The following is a 26,081-nucleotide window of genomic DNA, read 5'->3' on the forward strand; positions in this document are numbered from 1 at the left end:
CTACCCCTTTAGTTTTTGCGGAACATTTTCAGCATGCGCTGAGTCACGGTGAAACCACCGAAAATGTTGATGCTGGCAATCAGCACGGCAATAAAGGAGAGGAAACTCACCCAACCGCCATGGCCAATCTGTAATAACGCACCGACCACAATAATCCCTGAGATCGCGTTAGTGACCGACATCAACGGAGTATGCAACGCATGGCTGACGTTCCAGACCACGTAGTAACCCACCACGCAGGCCAGCGCAAACACGGTAAAGTGTGACAGGAATTCTTGCGGTGCCGAGTTGGCAAACCAGCCAAACAGCACGATCGCCAGCGCGATCAAACCGTATTTCACCCAAGGTGAAGTCGGTTTCTTCTCTATTTTTTCCAGCGGAGCCGCCTGAGCCTGTTTCGGCTGAGCGGAAACCTGAATTGGCGGTGCTGGCCAGGTCACTTCACCGTCACGCACCACGGTCACGCCGCGGATCACGGTGTCTTCGAAATCGATATCGATCTCGCCGTTCTTCTCTTTCGCCAACAGCTTCAGCAGGTTAACCAGGTTGGTACCGTAAAGCTGTGAAGATTGCGTCGGCAAACGGCTTGGCAGATCGGTGTAACCGATGATTTTCACGCCGTTGTCGGTCATGGTCACTTGGTCGGCAACGGTTAATTCGCAGTTACCACCGGTTTGCGCTGCCAGATCGACAATCACACTGCCCGGCTTCATCGAAGCCACCATCTCTTTGGTAATCAGCTTCGGAGCGGGTTTACCTGGGATCAACGCGGTGGTGACAATAATGTCCACTTCTTCCGCCTGAGCAGCAAACAGTGCCATCTCGGCCTTGATAAAGGCTTCTGACATCACTTTGGCATAGCCATCGCCGCTGCCCGCTTCTTCCTCAAAGTCCAGCTCTAGGAATTCCGCGCCCATACTCTGCACTTGCTCTTTCACTTCCGGGCGGGTATCGAAGGCGCGCACGATGGCACCCATGCTGCCTGCGGCACCAATGGCGGCCAAACCCGCCACGCCAGCGCCGATAATCATCACTTTTGCCGGTGGAACCTTACCAGCGGCGGTGATCTGGCCGGTGAAGAAACGCCCGAACTCGTGTGCAGCTTCAACGATAGCGCGATAGCCTGCGATGTTGGCCATCGAACTCAACGCATCCAGCGATTGCGCACGGGAGATACGCGGCACGGAATCCATGGCCATGGCGGTGACATTGCGCGCCGCCAGTTTTGCCATCAGTTCCGGGTTTTGCGCAGGCCAGATAAAGCTGACCAACGTGCTCCCTTCACGCATTAACGCGATTTCGTCCTCTTGTGGCGCGTTAACTTTCAGAATCAGATCCGACTGCCACACGTCCGTGGTATCGGTAATTGTCGCTCCTGCAACTTCATAAGCGACATCCTCAAAGCTTGCCAACTTGCCCGCCCCGCTTTCGATCGCGACGGTAAAGCCCAGTTTCAGCAATTGCTCTACCGTTTTCGGCGTTGCTGCAACACGGGCTTCATTGGCCAACCGTTCTCTTGGTACACCAATACGCATAATGTTCCCTTCTCACCTGTCTTTGATGATGTTTATTATCTTTCTACCCATAGCAATAGCACCGGCCAGGCAAGGCTTTTTTGTCCTTGTCTGTACGCAGATTAAGGTGCCATCTATAACCTACTGAAAATAAGGTCGATGATCCATAATTGCTTACGTTTACCGGTCAGTTTTTACATAAAAATTCACTTAAGGATATGACGAATCGCAATTTTGCGTGAAAAAGAGCCTGCAATAGCTCTTTTCATCACAGGTTTGTACCAACACTGCTCCCAGCCACTTCCAGCCAGAGGCGGTGGTAAGAGCATAAAAGTTATAAAATTGTGAATAATTAACATTAATGAGATGAAACGCTTTATTATTGAAACTTATATCGAATTGGCGGCGTAGTCGCTAAAGGACTCCGACACGGATTTGTCTCATATCATCAGATAAAATGCTGAGACATTTGCCGAGATGGCATGTCATAATCTGCGGCTGAATGACACTTTATAAACGTTAATGCGCTAGGCGAAAGGATTTTTTATGAAGCTGAAGACCACGATCATCGCATCAGCCTTGTTATCACTCACCGCGCTATCTGTGCATGCCGCGCAAGAGCTAACACCGGAAAAAGCAGCGGCGATTAAGCCGTTTGATCGCATCACGATTACCGGCCGTTTTAATGCCATCTATGAAGCTGCCGATGCCGTATCACGCCGGGCAGATAAACTGGGCGCCGACTCTTTCTATATTCAAGACCTTAACAGCGGCAATAATGGCGGCAACTGGCGCGTCACCGCAGATCTTTACCATAAAGATGCGCCAGAAGTGAGCAAAGAGAAAAACTACCGCGTCTTCCATGGTGTGAACGAACTGCCGAAAGACGAAGCGTTCCTGCTTGAACCTTACGATACCGTTAGCGTCAGCGGTTTCTACCGTAGCCAGCCAGACATTAACGATGCGATCGCCAAAGAAGCGAAGAAAAAAGGCGCAGCCTCATTCTTTATCGTGCGCCAAATTGATGCCAACCAAGGCGGCAACCAGTTCATTACCGCCTATGTTTATAAAGCTGATGCCCAGAAACGTGTGGTTCAGAGCCCAGATGTCATTCCTGCCGATTCTGATGCTGGCCGAGCCGCGCTGGCAGCCGGTGGCGCAGAAGCGGCCAAAGTGGAAATTCCTGGCGTCGCCTCTTCTTCCTCACCAAGCCGTGATATTGGCCGTTTCTTCGAAACCCAATCTTCTACCGGCCAGCGTTACACCGTCACGCTGCCGAATGGCACCAAAATTCAGGAACTGAACAATGCCGCCGCCGCGCAGATGGTGCCGTTTGATTCTGTCACTTTCAACGGCCACTTCAGCAGCATGACCGAAGTTTCCAGCGAAGTGGCAAAACGTGCCGCAGAGAAAGGTGCCAAGTATTATCACGTTACGCGCCAGTGGCAGAACAATAGCGGCGGCAACCTGACCGTCAGCGCCGATCTGTTTAAATAATTGCCATATTATGGTTTACCATCGGGCAGCGATCGAGCTGCCCTTTTCTATGCTGCTGAGTATCAGCGCAGGGTGAAATTGGGCCTGATGCCGCGCAGTATGCCGCGGGCCTGATGCCAGCCGGTTGGTTTATGTTGCAGTAAATAAAACGAAACCGGGTGGTTTCACCCGGTCAGCTGTTGTGCAGTGACGGTAATACGTTCATCGATCTGGGTCACCACCACGCGATTGGCGCACTTTTTTTCGATCACGGCCAATTGCTCTGCCTTCAGTGCATAAGGCAGTTGAATATCAAACACCGCAAGTTGTTGCTGCTGGGCCAGATCGATCAGGCGGATAATGTTGATTTCATCGCTAAGCTGGGTAGAGAGCACCTGCAAGGCCAGCGCTTTCAATTGTTCGTTGCGCGTTTGCGACCCGGCCGCGCCTGATTTCAAAACCATGCCAAAAATCGGCATCACACCATAAATGGCATCCATAAAACGCCATTGCTTTTTGCAGGATGCGGACAGAAAATCCATATAGTCAAAACAGACTCTCTCACTGCGTGCGTGATTATTCCTCATCCCCCTATTCCTCTTTACTTATAGCCAGTTGGGTAATGCAGCTGAAATGGATAATCGAAGGGAAGCTTTAACCGCTTTCTACCGTATAATGACATGATTCCTTCATTGTTTGCCAGCTTGCCCAGGAGCTTTACTTGATGGTACCTCACAACTCAGCCCCGGTGCTGATTACCGGCGGAGCTCGCCGGATTGGACTGGCACTGGCCAAGTCATTTTTGCAACGCAATATTCCGGTGATCATTGCCTATCGCAGCGACTATCCGGCATTGACCGAGTTGAAACAGCTAGGGGCAATTTGCCTGCAAAGTGATTTTTCGGCACATACGGGCATTTACCGGTTTGCTGAGCAGGTTACTGAGATCGCACCAAAGCTGCGTGCGGTGATCCACAATGCCAGCGCCTGGCTGGCAGAATCAGCCTCAATGCCGCCGGAGCAGGTCATGGCTTCAATGTTGCAAATCCATGTTTATACGCCGTACCTGTTAAATCAACTGCTGGAATCCTGCCTGCTCGGCCAAGGGCAAGCCGGTGCCGATATAATCCATCTGACCGATTACGTGGTGGAAAAAGGCAGCGATAAACATATTGCCTATGCCGCCAGTAAAGCCGCACTGGATAATATGACACGCTCTTTTGCGCGCAAACTGGCACCCGAAGTGAAAGTGAATGCCATTGCTCCAGCGCTGATAATGTTTAATCCCGATGATGATGAAGCCTATCGCCGCCAGGCACTGGAAAAGTCACTGATGAAAATCGCTCCAGGTGAAGATGAGGTGGTCAATCTGGTGGATTATCTGATGAGCAGCCGTTACGTGACCGGGCGGACCCATGGTGTCGACGGCGGACGGCCGCTGCGCTGAATGTGGGCATAGCGCAACGCCGAATGGCGCGCTATGCTGAATGCCGTTTTTTTTATAAAAGCACGCAAAATGCCTAAAATTGTTTTTGTAGAAGACGACCCGGAAGTGGGCAAACTGATTGCCGCCTATCTGGGCAAACACGATATTGACGTTATCATCGAACCGCGTGGCGACACGGCGCAGGCCTGCATTGAACGAGAACAGCCGGACCTGGTGCTGCTGGATATCATGCTGCCCGGCAAGGATGGCATGACGCTGTGCCGCGATCTGCGCCCGGTTTATCCTGGCCCGATCGTCTTGCTCACCTCTCTTGACAGCGATATGAACCATATTCTGTCGTTGGAAATGGGTGCCCATGACTACATCCTGAAAACCACGCCGCCCGCGGTGCTGCTGGCTCGCCTGCGTTTACACCTGCGCCAGCACGGCAGCCAACCGAAAGAAGAACAAACGCAGACCATCACCCAGCACAATGCGTTGCATTTCGGCCTGTTGTGTATCGATCCGGTCAACCGGCAAGTCACGTTGGGCGAAGAGATCATCACCCTATCCACTTCAGATTTCGATCTGCTGTGGGAGTTGGCAACTCACGCCGGGCAGATCATGGATCGCGAAGCCCTGCTGCAAAACCTGCGCGGCGTCAGTTATGACGGTATGGATCGCAGCATCGACGTGGCGATCTCACGCCTGCGCCGCAAATTGTATGACAATGCGTTGGAGCCGTTCCGCATCAAAACCGTGCGCAACAAGGGTTACCTGTTTGCACCCAACGCTTGGGCATCGGTGCAGCAATGAGAAAACTTTTTGTTCAGTTCTTTTTGCTGCTGTTTGTCTGTTTTCTGGTCATGGCTATGCTGGTCGGCTTGGTTTACAAATTCACCGCCGAACGCGCTGGCCGCCAGTCAATGGACGATCTGATGAAAAGCTCGCTGTATCTGATGCGCAGCGAACTGCGGGAAACTCCGCTCAAAGACTGGAACAAAACCATTGCTACGTTGGATTTAAACCTGTCTTTCCAACTGCATATCGAACCCCTCGGCAAGCAGAACCTGAGCGAAGAACTGACCAAACGGCTGCGCCTGGGGGAGATCATCGCCCTGGACGATCGCTATACCTTTATGCAACGCATTCCACGCAGCCACTATGTGTTAGTGGTGGGCCCGATCCCTTACCTGTTCTATCTGCATCAAATGCGGATACTGGATTTGGCTTTGCTGATCTTTATCGGTATGTCGTTAGCTCTGCCGGTGTTCCTGTGGATGCGCCCGCACTGGCGGGATTTGCTGAAGCTGGAGAACGCCGCTCAGCGCTTGGGGGCTGGGCATCTTGACGAACGCACCTATTTTGAACCGACCTCCAGCCTCAGCCGGCTCGGCGTGGCGTTCAACCAGATGGCGGATAACATCAGCACGCTGATTGCCAGCAAGAAACAGCTGATTGATGGGATCGCCCATGAACTGCGCACTCCGCTGGTTCGCCTGCGTTATCGCTTGGCGATGAGCGAAAATCTTTCCGAAAGCGAACAGCAGGCGCTAAATCGTGATATCGGCCAGTTGGAATCGCTGATTGACGAACTGCTGACCTATGCGCGCCTGGATCGCCCGCAGCTGGCGCTGAACATCGAACCGATCGATTTACCTGGCTGGCTGAAAGATAAAGTGGCAGACATGCAGTTGGTCCATCCCGAGCGGCAGATTGAGCTGAATATCCCGCACGTCGGTGATTTTGGCGGTGTCGATTTGCGGCTGATGGAGCGAGTGCTGGATAACCTGGTCAACAATGCGCTGCGTTACTCGGAGCAGAACCTGCGCGTCGGCCTGTGGTTTGATGGCGATGGTGCCTGCCTGCAAGTGGAAGATGACGGCCCAGGTATTCCGCCGGACGAACGTGAGCGCGTCTTCGAACCTTTTGTACGCCTTGATCCGAGCCGCGGTCGCGCAACCGGGGGCTGCGGGCTGGGGCTGGCGATTGTTCATTCCATTGCGGTGGCCTATCAGGGCCATGTCTATGTCGAAGCCAGTTCTCTGGGCGGTGCCAGTTTCCGTTTCTGCTGGCCGGTCAAACAGACTTTTTAACCTTAACTGGTCATCCTTCAAGTAAAAACTATCAGAGCGCCAAGAGAAACTGATAGCGAAATATAGCTATCACTATGGTGGCTAATATCAACCGCTTATTTTATTTACCATAGCGACACATTGCGCGCCCTGAATCTACAAAAGCTCGGTATACATCCTCATTTTCCCAGTGAGAAATGTGATACAAACCATGAATATTAAATTCTAGCCTATTATTATTTTAAGAATTTATTATTCTCTGTGATGAGTTTTTTATTCATCATGAGGGAATGCAATGAAAATACCAGGAGTAGCAACTGTTGCTGTGTTTATTTCCAGTCTGACGATGATGGGGTGCGATAACGCTCAAGTATCCTCCAGCCAGCAAGAACCGCAAACCAGTGCCGAACAGAGAGTAACTCAGATGAGCCCACGAGAAAAGATCGGCCAGGTGCTAATGCTGGATGTGCGCAATTGGGGCAAAAACGCTGCTGGGGAACCGGAAGGTGTCACCGTACTCCCTACCGAGTTGGCTAAAGTCATCAATGACTACCGGCTGGGTTCTGTGATCCTGTTTCGGGAAAACTTTATTAATACGCCACAAAGTTATCAGCTGATTCAGGATTTACAGAAGGCCAGTTATCAGTTGCCTTTACTGATCAGTACCGATCAGGAAGGCGGATATGTCACGCGTCTGCGCGAAGGCACAGAAATGCCGGGTAATATGGCACTGGCAGCAACGCGCGATGCCAATATGGCACAACATGTGGGTGAAGTTCACGGCTCGGAACTCAACGCACTGGGAGTGAACATTAACTTTGCTCCGGTGGTGGATATCAATACCAACCAGAATAACCCGGTTATCGGCGTGCGTTCGTTCAGCAGCGATATTGCGCTGGTTAATGAGATGTCGGGTGCCTATATCAAGGGATTGCAGCAGAACTCCGTTCTGGCCACCGCAAAGCACTTCCCTGGCCATGGTAACGTGGAAACCGACTCGCACTTTGGGCTGCCGCTGGTTCCTTATACTGAAAGCGAATGGCGGCAAAGCGATTTGTTACCATTCAAATACGTTATCGAACAGGGCATTGATGCCGTAATAACGGCACATATCATCGTTCCTGCCCTTGACGATACCACAGTAGTTTCTAAAAAAGATGGTACTGAAATCGGTTTGCCAGCCACATTATCCAAAAAAATCATCACCGGTATTCTTCGTGATGAGCTCAAATTCCAAGGTCTGATATTTACTGACGCAATGGATATGGGAGCTATCACCGAAAACTTTGGTGCTAATGAAGCAGTGGAAATGGCGTTGATGGCAGGCAGTGATGTCATCGTGATGCCAGTCCATGTCTGGGATCAACAGGGGATTGAACAACTGGAAGATCTTTACCACTATCTGGAAACTCAATACTATAAAAACCCAGAGTTTGCGTCACGCCTACAAGAAGCGGCGACCCGGGTTGTCCAAACTAAATTGGCAAAAAAGATCGCGGCTACCAATAATCCACATACTTTGGCGTTCGCTCAATCTGTCGTTGCTTCACCAGCGCATAAACGCGATGAACAAAAAGTGGCAGAACACGCCGTTACGCTGATCAAGAATGACAACCTGTTGCCCTATTCCCTCAATGCACAGAATAACGTGCTGATCATCTCTGATGAAAATACGCGCAATGATATTATCCGAAGTGAATTGCAAAACATTGCCAGCCAGCTTGAAAACCAGGAAATCACAGTTTCCAGCCTGGCCTATAAGCTGGATCAGCAAACCGTGCCAGCCACTCTGGAAGAGAGTATTAAAGCCAACGATCTGGTTATTCTGGTCACTTACAATCTAAAAACCAAAGGGCGTGCTGCACAACAGACCATTGATAAAGCGAGAGAGCTGGGGATACCCCTGGTTGTTATCTCATCACGCAATCCCTATGACATTGCTTATTTGGATAATGTGACAGCTAACCTGGCTATTTATGGTATCACCGGGTTTGATGTCACCAATAACAATCGTAACTCTCTTGAAGCCAATATTCGGGCAGGCATCAGAACATTGTTTAAAAATGATGCTGATACCCTCTTCTTTAATGTTCCTAGCGGTAAATTGCCTGTTGATATCAAATCTCCTGAAGGCGAAATCATCTACCCCTTCGGGCATGGCTTGACTTACTGAACCCGGTAAAAATTGCCCTCAGTTGCACAAAGTAAAAATCCGCCTTCCTAGAAGGCGGTATTGCTTTTGCACTTAATAGGGGTATTAATCTCGAACAATTTTGTGATAACTAAACACCCAGTATTAGTGCGTTATTGCTAACCAGGGTTGATTTTTTTCTCGAGCGCGGCGACCTATAGTACATTGTGGGCAACAACCTCTACGCGGGATATTATAGGGAACTAATTCATGACATCTGCACATTCCTCATCAGCTTACCAAGAGCTACGCGCATTATTCACCCGCCTTTCGCGGTTTGATCACCTATCCGCCATCAGCGGCTGGGACATGCAGACCATGATGCCACCGGGCGGCAACAAGGCCCGCTCTGAAGCTCTGGCTGAATTAAGCGTGCTGAAGCACCAGATCCTGACGGCCCCCAAAACCGCAACGCTGCTTGAACGCGCTCAGCAAGAATCGCTGAGTGGTATTGACAGCGCCAACCTGCAAGAAATGCGTCGCCAGTATGATAACGCCGTGCTGGTGCCAGAATCTCTGGTTGAAGCAAAATCACTGGCAGGTGCCCGTTGTGAACACGCCTGGCGTGCGCAGCGCCCGGCCAACGATTGGGAAGGTTTTAGCGATAACCTGCGTGAAGTGGTCAAACTGACTCGTGAAGAAGCACAAATCCGGGCGCAAGCGGCGGGCGTCAGCCGTTATGATGCCCTGCTTAACCTGTATGAACCCGGTATGCGCAGCCGCGATCTGGATCGGATTTTCGGTGATTTGAAAACCTGGTTGCCGGACTTACTGCAAAAAGTGGTCGCCAAACAGGCAAAAGAGCCTTGCCTGATCCCGCAAGGTCCGTTTGATGTTGAACTGCAACGTAAACTCGGCCTGAGCGTCATGAAACTGCTCGGTTTCAACTTCGACGGTGGCCGCGTTGACGTGAGCGTGCATCCTTTCTGCGGCGGGGTGCCGGAAGATGTACGCATTACCACCCGCTATAATGAGAATGAGTTTCTTACCGCGCTACTCGGCATCGTGCACGAAACCGGCCATGCCCGTTATGAACAGAACCTGCCGCGTGAATGGCTTGGCCAACCCGTTGCTCTGGCTCTTTCTACCGCCATTCATGAATCGCAAAGCCTGCTGTTTGAAATGCAACTGGCACGCGGCAGCGATTTCCTGAAGGTCCTGCGCCCTTTGGTTACCGCCCAGTTTGGTGAGCAGGCAGCCTTGGAAGAGAGCAATTTTATCCGTTTGAATCAGCGCGTAAAACCCGGCTTGATCCGCGTTGATGCCGACGAGGTCAGCTATCCAGCCCATGTGATTCTGCGTTATGAAATCGAACAGGCGTTGGTTGAAGGCGAGATTGAAGTAGAGGATATTCCGGCGTTGTGGAACGAGAAAATGCACCGCTATCTCGGGCTGGATACCTTGGGTAATTACCGCAATGGTTGTATGCAGGACATTCACTGGACCGATGGTGCTTTTGGCTACTTCCCTACCTATACCCTTGGTGCAATGTACGCCGCGCAGCTATTCCAGCACGCACGTAAAGCGCTGCCCAATTTGAGCGATGACATTGCAGCAGGCGACTTAAGCGCCCTGTTCCACTGGTTGCAGCAAAATATCTGGCGTCACGGCAGCCGATACTCGACCGATACCCTGATCGCCAATGCGACCGGTGAAACGCTGAATCCACGTTATTTCCGCCAGCACCTGGAAAACCGCTATCTGTAACCTCTTCCGGCACGGTTAATTCCGTGCCGTTTTCCGCTGTAAAACTTTATGGAATATCAAGGGGCACGATGTTACCCGATGCATGGTAGTTGCAGAGTGTGGGATAGATAACTTTCAATGTATGTTGTAACTAAAGTAAGAAATAAAACCCCTGTACATTGGGTTACAAGCCGAAACCAATCACTCACGGAAAGTATCCTGAACTTTGCCTAAGATTCTTTCAACGGCCCCGCAGTGGGGTTGAAACATAAATCGTAATTCGAGGCGTTTATCATGAAAAAAGTATTAGCTCTGATTGTTGCCGCTGCAATGGGTCTGTCTTCTGTCGCTTTCGCTGCTGATACCATGGCTCCTGCGGCATCTGGTGCAACCACCACTCAGGCTGCACCGGCTAAAGCGACTCATGCGAAAAAACATCACGCGAAGAAAACTACTGAACAAAAAGCCCAAGCCGCCAAGAAACATCATAAGAAAGCAGCCGTTCAGAAAGCACAGGCAGCTAAAAAGCATCACAAAAAAGCCAGTAAAAAAGCAGCAACTCCGGCTGCTTGATAGCAACCCGGCGTGAGGCACCCCTCACCTGTTCTGGCAAATGTTGCTCAACACCCGGTTCGCCGGGTGTTTTATCATCGGGGGGTTGTCACTATGCTGCGTCGCTACCTGTTTGAGATCATCCTTGGAACCCTGATCGTTTGCGGATTAATCGCCGCCTTCTTTTATCTTTAATTTCCCGTCAGTTTTGTCAGGAAATCAATGACTGACCATCCACGCGATAGCTAAATCAGTCTATAGTTAGCATTCATTGTGTTTATGGAAAATTCGTACTTGTCAGGCAAGAAACCTATGCGCATACCCGTTTTGCTGTTGCTGTGTTCACTTCCATTGGCTTTATCCTTTTCCGCCCGCGCTGACAGCCCTTCTGATGCGTCTGAGGCAGAACAAAACCGCCTGTTTTTCGGCAAAGACGAGCGCATCAAAGTAGCAGAAACCAGCGAATCACCCTGGCAGGCCATTGGTCAGGTCGAAACCGCCAGCGGTAATCTGTGTACCGCCACACTGATTTCGCCTCATCTGGCGCTCACTGCGGGCCATTGCGTGCTGGCACCACCGGGCCATCTTGATAAGGCAGTAACTCTGCGCTTTATTTCCAATACCAACGGCTGGCAATACCAGACGGAGAATATCGAAACGCTGGTTGACCAGAAGTTAGGCAAAAAGCTAAAACCCGATGGTGACGGCTGGATCGTGCCCCCTGCCGCTGCCGCTTATGATTTTGCGCTGATTCGGCTGAAAGACCAAAATACCTTACCGATCAAACCGCTACCGCTATGGCAGGGTGACAGCAAAGCACTAACCCAGGCATTAAAGAAGGCGAAGCGCCTGATCACTCAGGCCGGTTATCCGGAAGATCATCTGGACAAGCTCTATGGCCATCAAAGCTGCAAAATCACCGGTTGGGCACAAAAAGGCGTGCTGTCGCATCAATGTGATACGCTGCCGGGCGACAGTGGTTCCCCGCTGTTGCTGAAAACTGATGATGGCTGGCGGCTGATCGCTATCCAGAGTTCCGCACCGGCAGCGGAAGATCGCTACCAGGCCGATAATCGGGCACTTTCCGTTAGCGCCATTCGCGATGCCCTGAATGCATTGGCGGCAGGTAAATAGTGAAAGGGCCGCACCGGGCTGGCAACGGCCGGTGCGGTATTATTTACACCGAAAGTTGATCGATAGTTTGCAGAATACGCTTATCAGAAATGGGATAAGGCGTGCCCAATTGCTGCGCAAACAGGCTAACGCGCAGTTCTTCGATCATCCAGCGCACGGCTTTCACTTCTTCATCCTGCTGGCGCTTCGGCGGTAGTTTGTTCAGCCACTGCTGCCACACCTGTTGCACCTGCTCCACTCGCCACATCTGCGCGCGGTCGCGTTGCGGATCGACGGCCAGCTTCTCTAACCGGCGTTCGATTGCCTGCAAATAGCGCAGGGTATCCTGCAAACGGTGAAAACCGTTATTAGTGACAAATCCACGGTAAATCAGGCCACCAAGCTGGCTTTTGATATCTGCAAGCGCCAGCGCCAGTGAGATATCCACCCGGCCCTTCAGGCGCTTATTGATATTAAACACCGTGGTCAGGATCTGTTCGACCTGCTTGGCCACTTCCACCACCGTTTCATTCAACTCCGCACGCACCAATTCCTGCAACCGGGCAAAGTTTTCTTCCTGCCAGACCGGCCCGCCATGTTCGGCAATCAGCTTGTCGATACCGCATGAAATACAGTCATCAATCAGATCCAGCACTTTGCCATACGGGTTAAAATACAGCCCCAGCTTGGCTTTGTTCGGCAGCTTTTCATGCAGATATTTGATCGGGGACGGAATGTTCAGCAACAGCAGGCGGCGCGTTCCTTGCCACATGGCCTGCTGCTGTTCCTGTTCACTGTCGAACAGGCGGATCGCCACGCTGTCTTTCTCATCCACCAACGCCGGATAGGCTTTGACCGAGTAACCGCCGCGCTTCTGTTCGTAAAACTCGGGCAGCTTGCCAAAGCTCCAGATATGCAGATCGCTCTGCTCAATGCCGTCGTCCGCCACCGCCGACAGCGTTTCCTGCACCTGCTCTTTCAGTTGCAGTTTCAATGCCATCAGATCTCTGCCTTCACGCAGCGTTTTGTGTTTTTCGCCCACCACGCGGAAAGTCATTTTAAGATGATCGGGCACCTGATCCCATTGCCAATCTTCACGTGACACCGTCACGCCAGTCATGCGACGTAACTCACGTTCCAGTGAATCCAGCAGCGGCATTTCCAGCGCCGTGGCACGGCCAAGGAAAGCCTCTGCGTAGTTGGGGGCTGGCACAAAATTACGCCGCACCGGCTTCGGCAGCGATTTGATTAAGGCAATAATCAGTTCGCGGCGGATACCGGGGATCTGCCACTCAAAACCGGCCGCTTCCACCTGATTGAGGATCGGCAGCGGGATATGCACCGTCACCCCATCCGCATCGGTGCCGGGCTCAAACTGGTAGGTCAGGCGCAGCTTCAGGTTGCCCTGATACCAGGTGTTGGGATAATCCAGTGCGCTAACCTTGTTGGCACCGTCCTTGATCAGCATCGCTTTTTCGAAGTTGAGCAAATCGGGCTTCTGTTTAGCGGTTGTTTTCCACCAGTTATCGAAATGTCGCCCGGACATCACATCGCTAGGAATACGCTGATCGTAGAAGCTGAACAGCGTTTCATCATCCACCAGAATATCGCGGCGGCGGGATTTGTGTTCCAGCTCTTCCACCTCGGCGCGCAGCTTCAGGTTGGCAGCAAAGAAGGCGTGGCGCGTCTGCCAGTCTCCTTCTACCAGCGCATGGCGGATAAACAGCTCACGACACAGCAGCGGATCAAGGGTGCTGTAATTCACCGCGCGGGCGGCCACGATCGGCAAGCCGAACAGCGTGACTTTTTCGCTGGCCATCACGGCACCCTGGGATTTTGACCAGTGCGGTTCGCTGTAATGGTGTTTCACCAAATGCTGCGCCAGCGGTTCGATCCATTCCGGCTCAATCCGCGCGGCAATGCGCCCCCACAGGCGGCTGGTTTCCACCAGTTCGGCCACTATCGCCCACTTCGGCGGCTTCTTGAACAGGCCAGAACCGGGGAAGATAGAGAAACGAGCGTTGCGCGCACCGGTAAACTCTTGCTTGTCCGCGTCTTTTTGCCCGACGTGCGACAGCAAACCGGTCAGCAGCGCGGTATGTATGCTGCGGTAGTCCGAAGGCACGCTGTTAACCGGCAGACCCAGCTCTTTGACCACCTGGCGCAGTTGAGTGTAGATGTCCTGCCATTCACGCACGCGCAGATAGTTAAGGAAATCGTTGCGGCACAGGCGGCGGAACTGGCTGGAGGAATTTTCCTTCTGCTGCTCTTTCAGGTAATCCCACAGGTTGACGAACGCCATAAAATCAGAGTCTTTGTCGGCGAAACGGCGGTGTTTTTCATCTGAAGCCTGCTGTTTATCCATTGGCCGTTCACGCGGATCCTGGATCGACAGCGCGGACGTAATGATCATCATCTCACGTACGCTGCCGCTCTTCTGGGCTTCCAATACCATGCGCGCCAGGCGCGGATCGATCGGCAACTGCGCCAGTTGGCGGCCCTGCGGGGTAAGTTGGTTATGGCCGTTGGCGGCAGTTTTAATCGCCCCTAACTCCTCCAGCAGCCGCACACCATCCTGAATATTGCGTTTATCCGGCGCTTCGACAAACGGGAAGGCCGCAATATCCCCTAACCCCAACGAGGTCATCTGCAAAATGACCGAAGCCAGATTGGTACGCAGAATTTCCGGATCGGTGAACTCTGGGCGCGACAGGAAATCCTGCTCCGAATACAGGCGGATACAGATGCCGTCAGAGACACGCCCGCAGCGGCCTTTACGCTGGTTGGCAGAAGCCTGTGAAACCGGTTCGATCGGCAGGCGTTGCACTTTGGTGCGGAAGCTGTAGCGGCTGATACGCGCGGTTCCTGGATCGATCACGTATTTGATACCCGGCACGGTGAGCGAGGTTTCCGCCACGTTGGTCGCCAGCACAATGCGGCGGCCATGGTGAGACTGAAACACCCGGTTCTGTTCGCTATTCGACAGGCGCGCATACAGCGGCAGCACTTCGGTATGTGGCAGGTTCAGCTTGTTCAGCGCATCGGCGGTATCGCGGATTTCGCGCTCACCGCTCATGAAGATCAGCACATCGCCCGGCCCTTCGCGCCCCAGTTCGTCGACCGCATCAAAAATCGCCTGCAACTGATCGCGATCGGTATCGTCGGCATCATCCACCACTGGCCGGTAACGCACTTCTACCGGATAGGTGCGGCCTGACACTTCGATAATCGGCGCATGGTTGAAATGGCGCGAGAAACGCTGTGGATCGATGGTGGCCGAGGTGATGATCACTTTCAGATCCGGGCGTTTGGGCAACAGTTCCCGCAGGTAACCCAGAATGAAGTCGATGTTCAGGCTGCGTTCGTGCGCTTCATCGATGATCAGGGTGTCGTACTGCATCAATAACCGATCCTGCTGGATCTCGGCCAGCAGAATACCGTCGGTCATCAGTTTGACCAGCGTGTTCTCGCCCACTTGATCGTTAAAGCGCACTTTGTAGCCCACGCTGCCGCCCAACGGGGTTTCCAACTCATCGGCAATGCGGTTGGCAACGGTACGTGCGGCCAAGCGGCGCGGCTGGGTATGGCCGATCAGCCCTTTGACCCCGCGCCCAAGCTCCAGGCAGATTTTCGGCAACTGGGTGGTTTTGCCCGAACCGGTTTCACCGGCCACGATCACCACCTGATGCTCGCGAATGGCGTTCAGGATGTCCTGTTTCTTCTGGCTGACCGGCAGGTTTTCCGGATAAGTGATTTTCGGGCATGACGCCGCGCGCGACTGCGCTTTCTGCAACGCCTGAGCGATATCACTGGCTATCTCAGTAATAACCGCCTGTTGAGCCTCGGGATTTTTGACTTTGTGCGCGCCCTGCAACCGGCGTTGCAGGCGCTGTTGATCACGGAGCATCAAGCCAGCCAATTGGGCTGACAGTGCCGCGAGCGGAGATTTCACGTTCGGTATTCCTTGTTTCTTCGCTGCGTTATCACTGCATAGCAACGATTTTAAATAGGGGGCAGCTCTCACTTAGCTACAGGCGCACAGGATATCACACACAAGTTTCTCTCCATAATCCATCCGCTTAGCCATTCTTGTTTCATTCAATAAAATCGAACAATGGTCTCGAAATATTCCACTATCTCTCTTGGATAAAGATGAATAGAGTGTATTCCATGCAAAGGACACTACGTCCTGATGTCACTGTCATAACCAAGGAACTACCGATGAGCAAAGTATTGGTTCTTAAATCAAGCATTCTGGCAACCTACTCCCAGTCCAACCAATTGGCCGATTTCTTTGTTGAACAGTGGGCCACGGCTCACAGCAACGATAGCATCACCGTGCGCGATCTGGCTGCACAGCCGATTCCGGTGCTGGATGGTGAACTGGTGGGTGCGCTGCGTCCTTCAGATGCGCCACTGACGCCACGTCAGAAAGAAGCGCTGGCGCTGTCTGATGAGCTGATTGCCGAACTGCAAGCCAATGACACCATCGTGATCGCCGCACCCATGTATAACTTCAATATCCCAACCCAGTTGAAGAACTATTTTGACTTGATTGCTCGTGCTGGCGTGACGTTCCGTTATACCGAAAGTGGCCCAGAAGGCCTGGTGAAAGGCAAGCGCGCTATTATTCTGACCAGCCGTGGTGGCATCCATAAAGGCACCGCTACCGATCTGATCGAGCCTTACCTGCGCTTGTTCCTGGGCTTTATCGGCATCACCGAAGTAGAGTTCGTGTTTGCTGAAGGTATCGCCTATGGCCCAGATGTGGCGACCAAGGCGCAGGCCGATGCCAAAGCCGTGCTGGCTGAAGTGATCGCTGCATAAATCGAGTAAGACAAGCCCTGCAAAACGCGTATTACCCCACAATAATAAATAACTGTGTTTCTTCTGTTGCGCGCCCAAGGGCGCGCTTTTTTATTTTTTCAGCCACTGGCCGTTGATACCGCGAACATACTCACCGGCAGGTGCGCGGGTGACCAGTTTCTGCCCCGCCAGGCGCGCCACTTCGTCGATCGCGATATGATTACTGTCTGCCACTTCCTGGTATTTTTCGGCCCTGCCGGTGTTAATACGCTGTACCAAGGCATCAGTCTCTGCATCCTGCTTAACAGGGGCGATATAGCCGCTCAAAGTTTCACCCACCCGCCCCTGTTGTTTGGCTTCATCCAGCGTCAGCGCCTGTACCACCCCACTGAACAGCCACCCAGCGCCTATCAACCATAGATAACGTTTTTTCATCTCGGCTCCTAGAATAAACCGCTCTGGTTTTTCAGCAGACTTTCAACGTCTTTATCCACCTTGATGCGGATCTCATGTTCAATTTTGACGTTCATGTTGATGGTGATCGGATCTTTTGGCGTCGCCACTTCAATACGCGGCACGCAACCGCTCAGTAAGCCAGCACCCAGTACGGCAGCCAACAACGCCCCGGTCGTGTTATTCATGGTTGTTCCCCAGGTTGTGAGAGGGCCTGCTCCAGCCACTCCTGTAAATTGTCACCGAAACGCAAGCTGCGCCACAGATGAAACACGTTTTCCTGATGGCTGTAATTAAGGATAATCTCACGTTTGGCATTTTTCTGCGGGTTTGCGCCATTTATTTGCGCCTTCAGCGTCAGTTCGCCCAGGTTGTCGAGATCGACCCGCGCCTTCGAACGGCTGATTTCAAGGTAGCGCAGCCAATCAATGGCGATACCGGTCGCCAGATTATTGCTGCCAATCGCATCGGCCATGTCTTTATCCAACCGCAGCGTCAGCACGCCATCATTGGCGATCCAGCCATCGCGTACCAGCCATTTAGGATGATTGAGATACAACGGTAATTCACCGTTCACCCGCCCGGACATCGCAAACTGCTTCGGATTCAGAGCGGTAAACAGCGCGCTGAGATCGATCTTGTCCAGTTTTAATACCGCCGCATCATGCTGCGGCAACCGCAGGGCCGACAGGCTGATATGCCCATCAAGGATATCGACACCCACGTTGCTCAACGTCAACGGCTGTGCCTCGCTGTAAGGATAAGTCCCCTGCAAATCGGCGGTAATATTCTGCATTTCAAACAAATTGCTGATCAACTTGATGCGCAGCATCACCGGCCGTTTGGCGCCAAACTGCCACTGGTGGTTTTGCAGCCGGTAAGGCAGCACAAAATCCACCCCGCTCACTTCGCCGTCGCTCAGCCACAGACCACCGTTCCTCACCACCCAGTGGCCACCAGCTGCAAAACCTTGTTGGCGTGCGGCGGAGAACGCCGATTGCGCATAAAACTGGCCATCGCGCAGTTTGAAATTCAGCTCCGGCGAAATCAGCGGCTGAAATACCGTCAGCGACTGTTTCGGCCACCAGCCTTCACCGCGCAGGCGCTCGCCATCCCAACGGCCACGCAGGGCGATCGGCCCGATCTGTTGGGCCTGTAGCGCGCCCTGCCATTGGAAATTGCCAGGTTCCTTACCGGCGAGTTGCAAGTCCAGTACCGAAGGCGGCAGATGAGCACCATTGTTGAAGTTTACCCGCTCCGCCACCAGTTGCAGATCGCCGTTAAAGCGTGGCGCACTGGCATCTCGCTGCCACACTACTGGTTGGCTGAGCGTCAACCGTGGTGCCATCACGGTCACCATACCGTATTTAAGCTGATTGAATCCGGTCGACAGTTGGTTGAGCGTAATGGTGGAATCCTGCCAATGGCCGCTGCCCGCCACATCCCAGGCCGCCTGTAGCGGAGGCAACTGACCATTCCCCCAATAGTGCCATTGCCAATGGCCGCTGTCTGGCCAGAATGCCTGTGCCTGCCCATCCAGATGCAGCCTGAAACTCCCCCAATAGCGATCGCTGGCGCGAACGATCGCCTGCAATCGCCCGGTGATCCCTGCGGCGGTTACTTTCACCCCGGCCAGCGGCAGGCGGGCCTCTTCCAACCTCATATCAGGCGTGGCTTGCCCCCAGGCGCGCAGCAGCGAACCGGGTTGCAGGGCCAATGTAGGATTGAGAATGCTGCCGCTGATCACGCCCGGAATCGACGCAGTGAACGAAAAATCGGCCAGATTGGCTTGGCCAGTTAGTTGAAAGCGAAGATCGCTATTGGTCAGCCCGACTTTACCCGGCCCCAGCGTCAGCACGGCGTTACCTTTGCCGTTATGCCCGGCAGTGATCACGTTCAGCCGTGCGCTGATTTGGGTTTCATCGAGCCCTTTACTCCAGTCATGCAGCGCCAAGCTCAATCCGCCGCTAAGCGGTTGTTCGATGTAAGGCCAGCGCCATTCCCCCTGGTTAATACGAATCTGCTGGGGTGTCACTTGCCATGGCAACGTCGCCAAAGGTTGGTCGCTGCCTTTTTCCGTTAACGTCAGTACCCCTTGCTGCTGTTGCCAGCGCAGATCCAGCAGCAAAGGATTTTCCAGATAAACGGTTTGTACTTGCCCTTGCAGCGCCCCTTGGGCTGGCAAGCTGCTCAAATCCAGCGGCACGGTCATTTTGCCGCTCAGTTGAACCGGCGGCGCAGCGTTGTGCGGTGTGATGCTCAGACGATTGAGCGTCAGTTGTTGACGATCGTCCAGCAGCGCTTCGGCGGTAAGATTTTCCCCCTGATAATGCAGGCGCTGGCCATCGGCCGAAGAGAACAACTGCAATTTACCGGCATAGAATTGCCATGGGGTGAGAGTGAAAAGATGGATATTCAGATCAAACGGCGGTAGCTGGCTTTGCAGCCGATCCAGCGTCAGCGGTGCCGGGTTGGCATCACCGGCGGGTAATTTGGGCAGGCAGGCGGTGTCCACCGTCAGACGATCGCCGTTCAGCAGCCAGCGACCACGCTGATACGCCAGGCTCAAGCGGCTGGCATCAGCGATGGCACAACCCTGCGCGTTAAAGCGCACTCCATCAATACGCAGAGCCCCCTGTTGCCAGCGCAACGGCCCCTGTAACACCAGTTGGCTACCCTGCGGCAGCCAAGGGGTGATGGCGCGTGGCAACCAGCGTGGCACTGTCTGCCACAGCGTGATTAACAAGAGGGCGATGCCCGCCACTATCGCGATGGATATTTTTAATCTTTTTGTCATTACGCGCTGATTTTATTCCCGATAAACACTGATAAAACAGAGCCATTGCCGTTAAATCGCGGCTAATGATGGCATGAATCCCCGATCAGGTGAAGGTGATACATTCCCATTAGTAATATAATAGGTTTCTCTTTCCCTCGGCGCGGTTAAAACCACTAATACTCTGATTTCTAGCACTAAACCCTAGTTCTCTACCCGCACATTGGTAAGCTAACTCATTGTCGAATTTAGCAAAACAGGCTAAATTAAACAGATGATGACGCGGGAGAAACCACGATGAAAATGGCGATTTACAGTACCAAACAGTATGACCGCAAGTACCTTGAGCTGGTAAATCAGCAGTTTGGTTATGAGCTGGAGTTTTTTGATTTTCTTCTCAGCAAGAAAACCGCCAAAACCGCTCACGGCTGCAAAGCGGTGTGTATTTTTGTGAACGACGATGGTTGCCGCGAAGTTTTGCAAGAATTGGCTGCAATGGGGGTCGAGATCCTCGCCCTGCGCTGTGCCGGGTTCAATAACGTTGATCTGGAGGCCGCCAAAGAGTTGGGTACCAAAGTGGTGCGCGTTCCGGCCTATTCACCGGAAGCGGTCGCCGAACATGCGGTAGGCATGATGATGTGCCTGAATCGCCGTATTCATCGCGCTTATCAACGCACCCGCGACGCCAACTTCTCACTGGAAGGGCTGATCGGTTTCAACATGCACAACCGCACGGCGGGGGTGATTGGTACCGGTAAGATCGGCGTAGCCACCATGCGCATTCTGAAAGGGTTTGGCATGAAGTTGCTGGCTTACGATCCTTATCCGAGCGAACAGGCGCTGGAACTGGGTGCGGAATATGTCGATCTGAAAACCCTGTATGGCCAAGCTGACGTGATCACCCTGCACTGCCCAATGACGCCGGAAAACCATCATCTGCTGAATGCCGAGGCTTTTGCGCTCATGAAGGACGGGGTAATGGTGATTAACACCAGCCGTGGCGGGTTGATTGACTCATCAGCGGCCATTGACGCGCTGAAGCAGCAGAAAATCGGTGCTTTGGGGATGGACGTGTACGAAAACGAGCGCGATCTGTTCTTTGAAGATAAATCCAACGACGTGATCCAGGATGACGTTTTCCGCCGTCTGTCGGCCTGCCATAACGTGCTGTTCACCGGGCATCAGGCGTTCCTGACCGAAGAGGCACTAATCAGCATTTCGGAAACCACGCTGAGAAATATCGAACAGCTTGCAAACGGTGAAAGCTGCCCGAACCAGCTCTAAGTAAAGTATGTTAACCGGGCCAGCAGCGTGGCCCGGCTACTGCATCAGCCTGCGCAGGCTCCCTGCCCCAGCGCTGACTCTTCACACTGCTTGCCGTTTGGCATCTGGCACATCCTCAACGTATCGCCGTTCAGGTTATGTGCAATGGTGGTCACGCCGCCAACGCTGGCGCAGTGAGCGCTGGTAGGTATCATGCCAATATTGGCGCTGGTGCCTATCTGTGGTGGTTCTTCGTTGTTGCTGCTGCAAGCAGCCAAAACCAGTACGACGCTGGCAAGCAGCCATTTTGCTGTAGTCATTATTTTACCTCTGAACCCGTTACGACTTTGCTGTGTAAAATCGCCATTGCTATAAACGGTATACTCAACGCCCACAGAGGGACAGAGAGTCTATCTCTGATGCAAACCTATTTAATCTAGCCTGATAATTAAATAATGGAAATATCGCAGCGTATTTATTTGGCTTTTTTTTGACCTGAGAGAAAGTCCGAGCGCAGCCATCACTAATAATCAGTGCACCGACGATTTTGAAAATAAATTAATCACCAGCACCCCGGCAATAATTAAGCTCATGCCAAGAACGGCTGGCAGATCCAATTTCTGTTGATAAATAAACACCGCCGCCACTGAAACCAGCACGATGCCCATTCCCGACCAGATAGCATACACAATCCCCAACGGCATGGTTTTTACCACCATCGACAGCCCCCAAAATGCGATGGCATAGCCGACGATCACCACCACCGAAGGCCATAAGCGGGTAAACCCTTCAGAGGCTTTCAGCATGGTCGTGGCAATAACTTCGGCGATAATTGCCATAGTCAAATACATAAATCCGGTCATTACGTTTTCTTCTATCTAGGTGGAATTTTATTAGTATGAAACACAGCGATTAAATTAGTGTTAAACCGCAGCCACTATATCCTAGCTGAGCCTGGACGTGGAGAAATATCGCGTTACATCAACGCTATCCGAGCCACACAAATGCGATAAAGCGCGAATATATCCCTCTGTTAGACTTTGAACATTACTGCAAAAGATCGCTTTTGCAGCGTTGTGAGCACAGAAAGGTACTACAAATGATAACTACCGATGGTAATAACGCTGTCGCCTCCGTGGCCTATCGCATCAATGAAGTGATTGCCATTTATCCCATTACCCCAAGCTCAACGATGGCGGAACAGGCTGATTCCTGGTCCGGCGACGGCAGAAAAAATATCTGGGGAGACATCCCACGCGTGGTGGAAATGCAGTCCGAGGGCGGTGCCATTGCCACCGTACACGGTGCGCTGCAAACCGGGGCGCTGTCGACCTCGTTCACTTCTTCCCAGGGGTTGTTGCTGATGATCCCTTCCCTGTACAAACTGGCCGGAGAACTGACGCCCTTCGTACTGCACGTGGCGGCACGCACCGTTGCTACCCATGCACTCTCGATCTTCGGCGATCATTCCGACGTGATGGCCGTGCGCCAAACCGGCTGTGCCATGCTGTGTGCCAGCAACGTGCAGGAAACGCAGGATTTTGCGTTGATCGCTCAAACCGCCACGCTCAACAGCCGTATACCCTTTATCCATTTCTTTGATGGTTTCCGCACCTCGCACGAGATCAACAAGATCGTCCCGCTGAGCGATGAAGCGCTGCTGAAAATGCTACCGCAAGGGGCGATTGACGCACACCGTAGCCGTGCGCTATCGCCGGATCATCCGGTAGTTCGCGGCACCTCCGCCAACCCGGATACCTATTTCCAATCGCGCGAGGCCACCAATCCGTGGTACGACGATACTTACCGCCACGTTAGCGAAGCGATGGAGAAATTTGCCCAACTGACCGGCCGCCGCTATCAGCCGTTTGAGTATTACGGCCATCCGCAGGCCGAACGCGTGGTGATCCTGATGGGTTCTGCCATCGGCACCTGCGAAGAAGTGATCGACACTTTGCTGACGCGTGGGGAAAAAGTTGGCGTGCTGAAAGTGCGCCTGTTCCGCCCCTTCTCCGCCCAGCACCTGCTCGCCGCATTGCCGGAAAGCGTGCAAAAAGTTGCCGTGCTCGATCGCACCAAAGAACCCGGCGCGCTGGCCGAACCACTGTATCTGGACGTGATGACCGCGCTGGCAGAAGCCTTCAGCCGCGGGGATCGCGCCACTTTGCCACGGGTGATTGGCGGGCGCTACGGGCTGTCTTCCAAAGAATTCGGCCCAGACTGCGCACTGGCAATATTCACTGAGTTGCTGTTGGATCACCCCCGCCCGCGCTTTACCGTGGGGATTTTCGACGATGTGACCGGCCTTTCTCTGCCGCTGAGCACAGAAAGTCTGCCGCCGCGTGCCTCGCTGGAAGCCTTGTTCTACGGCTTGGGCAGCGACGGTTCGGTGTCTGCCACCAAAAACAACATCAAAATCATCGGCAACAGCACCGCGCTGTACGCACAGGGCTATTTTGTCTACGACTCGAAAAAGGCCGGTGGTTTAACCGTGTCGCACCTACGGGTCAGCGAGAAACCGATCAATTCAGCCTATCTGGTCACTCAGGCCGATTTTGTCGGTTGCCACCAGTGGCAGTTCATCGACAAATACCAAATGGTGGAACGCCTGAAGCCGGGCGGCACTTTCCTGCTGAATACGCCATATAGCGCCGATGAGGTTTGGGCACGCCTACCGCAGGAAGTCCAGGCACTGCTGCACCAGCGCCAGGCAAAATTCTACATTATCAACGCCGCCAAACTGGCGCGCGAATGCCAGCTAGGTGCCCGCATCAACACCGTGATGCAGATGGCGTTCTTCCATCTGACGCAGATCTTGCCCGGTGACGTGGCACTGCAACAGTTGCAAGATGCGATTGCCCGTAGCTACAGCAGCAAAGGCCCGGAGATTGTCGAGCGTAACTGGCAGGCGCTGGGTGCCACTTTAAACGCGCTAACGGCGATCCCACTGCAACCCATCGACAGCCACAGCCCGCTGCGCCCGCCGGTGGTTGCCGATGCTGCGCCAGATTTTGTCAAAACCGTTACCGCCGCGATGCTGGCCGGGCTCGGTGATGCTTTGCCGGTGTCGGCTTTCCCGCCAGACGGCACTTGGCCGGTAGGCACCACCCAATGGGAAAAACGCAATATTGCCGAAGCGATCCCGATCTGGCAGCCGGATTTATGTACTCAGTGCAACCACTGCGTCGCCGCCTGCCCGCATTCGGCCATCCGCGCCAAAGTGGTTCAGCCACAGGCGATGGAACATGCCCCTGCCACGCTGCAATCCTTGGATGTAAAAGCGCGCGATATGCGCGGCCAGAAGTATGTGTTGCAGGTCGCCCCAGAGGATTGCACCGGCTGCAACCTGTGCGTGGAAGTCTGCCCGGCGAAAGATCGCCAGAACCCAGAGATCAAAGCGATCAATATGGCTTCGCGCTTGGCACACTTAGAGGAAGAAAAAGCCCATTACGACTTCTTCCTGCAACTGCCGGAAATCGATCCTGCCCAGATAGAACGTATCGATATCCGCACCTCGCAATTGATTTCACCGCTGTTCGAATACTCCGGTGCCTGCTCCGGCTGTGGCGAAACGCCGTATATCAAGCTGCTGACCCAGCTTTATGGCGATCGCCTGCTGATCGCCAACGCCACCGGTTGTTCTTCCATCTATGGCGGCAACCTGCCGACCACGCCTTATACCACCAATGCGGCTGGGCGCGGCCCGGCATGGGCCAACTCGCTGTTTGAAGACAACGCCGAATTTGGCCTGGGCTTCCGCTTAACGGTGGATCAGCATCGCCTCCGCGTGCTGCGTTTGCTGGAAACCCTGGCACCGCAGCTGCCAGCCCCACTGGTAAGCGCCTTGCAGGCCACAGATATTGCACCAGAACCGCGCCGCCAGCAGATTGCCGAATTGCGCAGCCTGTTGGCCAATATAACCGGCAACGAGGCTAAACAGTTGGCCACCGATGCCGATTATCTGGTGGATAAATCTATCTGGCTGATTGGCGGTGACGGCTGGGCTTACGATATCGGCTTTGGTGGCCTGGATCACGTGCTGAGCCTGACAGAAAACGTCAACGTGTTGGTGCTGGATACGCAATGCTATTCCAATACCGGCGGGCAGCAATCCAAAGCCACGCCTCTGGGGGCGGTCACCAAGTTTGGTGAGCACGGCAAACGCAAGGCACGTAAGGATCTCGGCGTCAGCATGATGATGTACGGCCATGTGTATGTGGCGCAAATCTCGCTGGGAGCACAGCTTAACCAAACGGTGAAAGCGATTCAGGAAGCGGAAGCCTATCCAGGCCCATCGTTGATCATCGCCTACAGCCCGTGCGAGGAGCATGGTTACGATCTGGCACTCAGCCACGAGCAGATGAAGCAGCTGACCGCCACAGGCTTCTGGCCGTTGTATCGCTTCGATCCGCGCCGGGCCGATGAGGGTAAACTGCCGTTGGTGCTGGACTCACGCCCGCCTAACAGCGATCTGGCTACAACCTTGAATAAAGAACAGCGTTTCCGCCGCCTCAATACGCAACAACCCGAGGTAGCCGCCGCGCTTTATCAAGCAGCAGAAAAAGAGCTGAAGCAAAAATACGACTTCCTCAGCCTGCTGGCGGGTAAAGCAGAGAAGTCATCAGCAGAGTAATTCTCTCAGGGCGCGACAGGTTCGCGCCCTTTTTTTTATTTTACGCACAACACATCAGTTGACGATTTAGCAATGCTTATTACTTTCGTTATTAGCTAATATTCGTAGTGCACATGA

20 protein-coding genes are annotated in these 26,081 nt (G+C 53.3%); 12 read left to right on the forward strand and 8 right to left on the reverse strand.

The features are described from left to right. Positions 1-8: 8 nt before the first annotated feature. Entirely contained in the window at positions 9-1,535 is a 1,527-nt protein-coding gene (pntA, locus tag ACX9GT_RS13145; RefSeq protein WP_473191466.1) for a Re/Si-specific NAD(P)(+) transhydrogenase subunit alpha, read from the reverse strand. Between the two features lie 525 nt (positions 1,536-2,060). Here pntA and ydgH point away from each other — a divergent pair. Further along, complete coding sequence (ydgH, locus tag ACX9GT_RS13150) at positions 2,061-3,011, forward strand: DUF1471 family protein YdgH (protein WP_473191467.1); 951 nt, start codon at positions 2,061-2,063, stop codon at positions 3,009-3,011. Between the two features lie 164 nt (positions 3,012-3,175). On the opposite strand, the gene ACX9GT_RS13155 is transcribed toward ydgH, so the two are convergent. Next, on the reverse strand, positions 3,176-3,577 hold the full coding sequence (locus ACX9GT_RS13155; RefSeq protein ID WP_473191468.1) for a hypothetical protein: 402 nt from the start codon (positions 3,575-3,577) through the stop codon (positions 3,176-3,178). Positions 3,578-3,714: 137 nt separating this feature from the next. On the opposite strand from ACX9GT_RS13155, the gene folM reads away from it, so the two are divergent. The 8 genes from folM (at position 3,715) to ACX9GT_RS13195 (ending at position 12,054) form a co-directional block, all read left to right on the forward strand. Continuing rightward, positions 3,715-4,437, forward strand: coding sequence for a dihydromonapterin reductase (gene folM, locus ACX9GT_RS13160; RefSeq protein WP_473191469.1), 723 nt, complete (start codon positions 3,715-3,717; stop codon positions 4,435-4,437). Positions 4,438-4,506: 69 nt separating this feature from the next. Further along, on the forward strand, positions 4,507-5,232 hold the full coding sequence (gene rstA, locus ACX9GT_RS13165; protein ID WP_473191470.1) for a two-component system response regulator RstA: 726 nt from the start codon (positions 4,507-4,509) through the stop codon (positions 5,230-5,232). Further along, positions 5,229-6,512, forward strand: coding sequence for a two-component system sensor histidine kinase RstB (rstB, locus tag ACX9GT_RS13170; protein WP_473191471.1), 1,284 nt, complete (start codon positions 5,229-5,231; stop codon positions 6,510-6,512). Before rstA ends, rstB begins: the two co-directional genes overlap by 4 nt. A gap of 304 nt (positions 6,513-6,816) precedes the next feature. Then, positions 6,817-8,664, forward strand: coding sequence for a beta-N-acetylhexosaminidase (gene nagZ, locus ACX9GT_RS13175; protein WP_473187220.1), 1,848 nt, complete (start codon positions 6,817-6,819; stop codon positions 8,662-8,664). Positions 8,665-8,892: 228 nt separating this feature from the next. Beyond that, entirely contained in the window at positions 8,893-10,389 is a 1,497-nt protein-coding gene (locus ACX9GT_RS13180) for a carboxypeptidase M32 (RefSeq protein ID WP_473187221.1), read from the forward strand. A 273-nt stretch (positions 10,390-10,662) separates the two neighbouring features. Then, positions 10,663-10,941, forward strand: a complete 279-nt coding sequence (gene asr / locus ACX9GT_RS13185; RefSeq protein WP_473187222.1) for an acid resistance repetitive basic protein Asr — start codon at positions 10,663-10,665, stop codon at positions 10,939-10,941. A gap of 93 nt (positions 10,942-11,034) precedes the next feature. Beyond that, positions 11,035-11,115, forward strand: coding sequence for a small membrane protein YdgU (gene ydgU, locus ACX9GT_RS13190; protein WP_473191582.1), 81 nt, complete (start codon positions 11,035-11,037; stop codon positions 11,113-11,115). A gap of 117 nt (positions 11,116-11,232) precedes the next feature. After that, entirely contained in the window at positions 11,233-12,054 is an 822-nt protein-coding gene (locus ACX9GT_RS13195) for a trypsin-like serine peptidase (RefSeq protein ID WP_473187223.1), read from the forward strand. A gap of 43 nt (positions 12,055-12,097) precedes the next feature. Here ACX9GT_RS13195 and hrpA read toward each other — a convergent pair whose 3' ends face one another. After that, the gene (gene hrpA, locus ACX9GT_RS13200; protein WP_473187224.1) at positions 12,098-15,985 is read right to left on the reverse strand and encodes an ATP-dependent RNA helicase HrpA; all 3,888 of its coding nucleotides are present in this window, start codon (positions 15,983-15,985) and stop codon (positions 12,098-12,100) included. Between the two features lie 269 nt (positions 15,986-16,254). On the opposite strand from hrpA, the gene azoR reads away from it, so the two are divergent. Then, on the forward strand, positions 16,255-16,860 hold the full coding sequence (gene azoR, locus ACX9GT_RS13205) for an FMN-dependent NADH-azoreductase (protein ID WP_473187225.1): 606 nt from the start codon (positions 16,255-16,257) through the stop codon (positions 16,858-16,860). Positions 16,861-16,950: 90 nt separating this feature from the next. Here azoR and ACX9GT_RS13210 read toward each other — a convergent pair whose 3' ends face one another. The 3 genes from ACX9GT_RS13210 to ACX9GT_RS13220 are packed head-to-tail and all read right to left on the reverse strand — an operon-like array spanning position 16,951 to position 20,089. Continuing rightward, positions 16,951-17,274 (reverse strand): YdbL family probable chaperone protein, encoded by a 324-nt coding sequence (locus ACX9GT_RS13210; protein ID WP_473187226.1) that lies wholly within the window; start codon positions 17,272-17,274, stop codon positions 16,951-16,953. An 8-nt stretch (positions 17,275-17,282) separates the two neighbouring features. Then, on the reverse strand, positions 17,283-17,480 hold the full coding sequence (locus ACX9GT_RS13215) for a YnbE family lipoprotein (protein ID WP_473187227.1): 198 nt from the start codon (positions 17,478-17,480) through the stop codon (positions 17,283-17,285). Beyond that, positions 17,477-20,089 carry a YdbH family protein gene (locus ACX9GT_RS13220; protein WP_473187228.1) on the reverse strand — a complete coding sequence of 871 codons (2,613 nt, stop codon included), beginning with the start codon at positions 20,087-20,089 and terminating at the stop codon, positions 17,477-17,479. The genes ACX9GT_RS13215 and ACX9GT_RS13220 overlap by 4 nt, the downstream gene beginning before the upstream one ends. Positions 20,090-20,365: 276 nt before the next feature. On the opposite strand from ACX9GT_RS13220, the gene ACX9GT_RS13225 reads away from it, so the two are divergent. Next, positions 20,366-21,352: a 2-hydroxyacid dehydrogenase gene (locus ACX9GT_RS13225; protein ID WP_473187229.1), complete on the forward strand. Its 987-nt coding sequence runs from the start codon at positions 20,366-20,368 to the stop codon at positions 21,350-21,352. A 44-nt stretch (positions 21,353-21,396) separates the two neighbouring features. Here the strand turns inward: ACX9GT_RS13225 and ACX9GT_RS13230 are convergent, their stop codons facing one another. Together ACX9GT_RS13230 and ACX9GT_RS13235 are read right to left on the reverse strand one after the other, a co-directional pair. Continuing rightward, positions 21,397-21,651, reverse strand: a complete 255-nt coding sequence (locus ACX9GT_RS13230) for a putative hemolysin (RefSeq protein WP_473187230.1) — start codon at positions 21,649-21,651, stop codon at positions 21,397-21,399. A gap of 210 nt (positions 21,652-21,861) precedes the next feature. After that, entirely contained in the window at positions 21,862-22,194 is a 333-nt protein-coding gene (locus ACX9GT_RS13235; RefSeq protein WP_473187231.1) for an SMR family transporter, read from the reverse strand. Positions 22,195-22,430: 236 nt separating this feature from the next. Between ACX9GT_RS13235 and nifJ the strand changes: the two genes are divergently transcribed. After that, the gene (gene nifJ / locus ACX9GT_RS13240) at positions 22,431-25,964 is read left to right on the forward strand and encodes a pyruvate:ferredoxin (flavodoxin) oxidoreductase (RefSeq protein WP_473187232.1); all 3,534 of its coding nucleotides are present in this window, start codon (positions 22,431-22,433) and stop codon (positions 25,962-25,964) included. The last annotated feature ends 117 nt before the right edge of the window (positions 25,965-26,081 follow it).

It is taken from the genome of Serratia sp. YWN4, assembly GCF_055790845.1.